Annotated in this window: 1 rRNA gene; it reads left to right on the top strand. The window is 56.8% G+C overall.

Features of this window, described 5'->3' with window-relative positions:
- Positions 1–1827 (top strand): 23S ribosomal RNA (locus ACF08N_RS38080); the annotation flags it as partial.
- Positions 1828–1848 lie beyond the last annotated feature (21 nt).

Consider the following 1848-nt stretch of genomic DNA (forward strand, 5'->3'; position numbering starts at 1 on the left):
GATGGGTAGGGGAGCGTCGTGTGCCGGGTGAAGCAGCCGCGGAAGCGAGTTGTGGACGGTTCACGAGTGAGAATGCAGGCATGAGTAGCGATACACACGTGAGAAACGTGTGCGCCGATTGACTAAGGGTTCCTGGGTCAAGCTGATCTGCCCAGGGTAAGTCGGGACCTAAGGCGAGGCCGACAGGCGTAGTCGATGGACAACCGGTTGATATTCCGGTACCCGCTTTGAAACGCCCAGTACTGAACCCATTAATGCTAAGGCCGTGAAGCCGCCGGCTGAGTCTTCGGACGAGGTCGGAGTGGTGGAGCCGCTGACCCAAGGTGGTAGTAGGTAAGTGATGGGGTGACGCAGGAAGGTAGTCCAGCCCGGGCGGTGGTTGTCCCGGGGTAAGGGTGTAGGCCGTGTGATAGGCAAATCCGTCACACATCAAGGCTGAGACCTGATGCCGAGCCGATTGTGGTGAAGTGGATGATCCTATGCTGTCGAGAAAAGCCTCTAGCGAGTTTCATGGCGGCCCGTACCCTAAACCGACTCAGGTGGTCAGGTAGAGAATACCGAGGCGTTCGGGTGAACTATGGTTAAGGAACTCGGCAAAATGCCCCCGTAACTTCGGGAGAAGGGGGGCCATCACCGGTGATGAGTCTTGCACTCTGAGCTGGGGGTGGCCGCAGAGACCAGCGAGAAGCGACTGTTTACTAAAAACACAGGTCCGTGCGAAGCCGTAAGGCGATGTATACGGACTGACGCCTGCCCGGTGCTGGAACGTTAAGGGGACCGGTTAGCTCTGTTTCGACAGGGCGAAGCTGAGAACTTAAGCGCCAGTAAACGGCGGTGGTAACTATAACCATCCTAAGGTAGCGAAATTCCTTGTCGGGTAAGTTCCGACCTGCACGAATGGCGTAACGACTTCTCGACTGTCTCAACCATAGGCCCGGTGAAATTGCACTACGAGTAAAGATGCTCGTTTCGCGCAGCAGGACGGAAAGACCCCGGGACCTTTACTACAGTTTGATATTGGTGTTCGGTTCGGCTTGTGTAGGATAGGTGGGAGACTGTGAAGCTCATACGCCAGTATGGGTGGAGTCGTCGTTGAAATACCACTCTGGTCGTGCTGGATGTCTAACCTGGGTCCGTGATCCGGATCAGGGACAGTGTCTGATGGGTAGTTTAACTGGGGCGGTTGCCTCCCAAAGGGTAACGGAGGCGCCCAAAGGTTCCCTCAGCCTGGTTGGCAATCAGGTGTTGAGTGTAAGTGCACAAGGGAGCTTGACTGTGAGACCGACGGGTCGAGCAGGGACGAAAGTCGGGACTAGTGATCCGGCGGTGGCTTGTGGAAGCGCCGTCGCTCAACGGATAAAAGGTACCCCGGGGATAACAGGCTGATCTTCCCCAAGAGTCCATATCGACGGGATGGTTTGGCACCTCGATGTCGGCTCGTCGCATCCTGGGGCTGGAGTCGGTCCCAAGGGTTGGGCTGTTCGCCCATTAAAGCGGTACGCGAGCTGGGTTTAGAACGTCGTGAGACAGTTCGGTCCCTATCCGCTGTGCGCGTAGGAGTCTTGAGAAGGGCTGTCCCTAGTACGAGAGGACCGGGACGGACGAACCTCTGGTGTGCCAGTTGTCCTGCCAAGGGCATGGCTGGTTGGCTACGTTCGGAAAGGATAACCGCTGAAAGCATCTAAGCGGGAAGCCTGCTTCGAGATGAGGACTCCCACCTCCTTGAGAGGGTAAGGCTCCCAGTAGACGACTGGGTTGATAGGCCGGATATGGAAGCCAGGTAACTGGTGGAGTTGACCGGTACTAATAGGCCGAGGGCTTGTCCTCAGTTGCTCGCGTCCACTGTGT

Origin of the sequence: Streptomyces sp. NPDC015127 (assembly GCF_043080095.1) — a bacterium.
Lineage (GTDB): Bacteria > Actinomycetota > Actinomycetes > Streptomycetales > Streptomycetaceae > Streptomyces.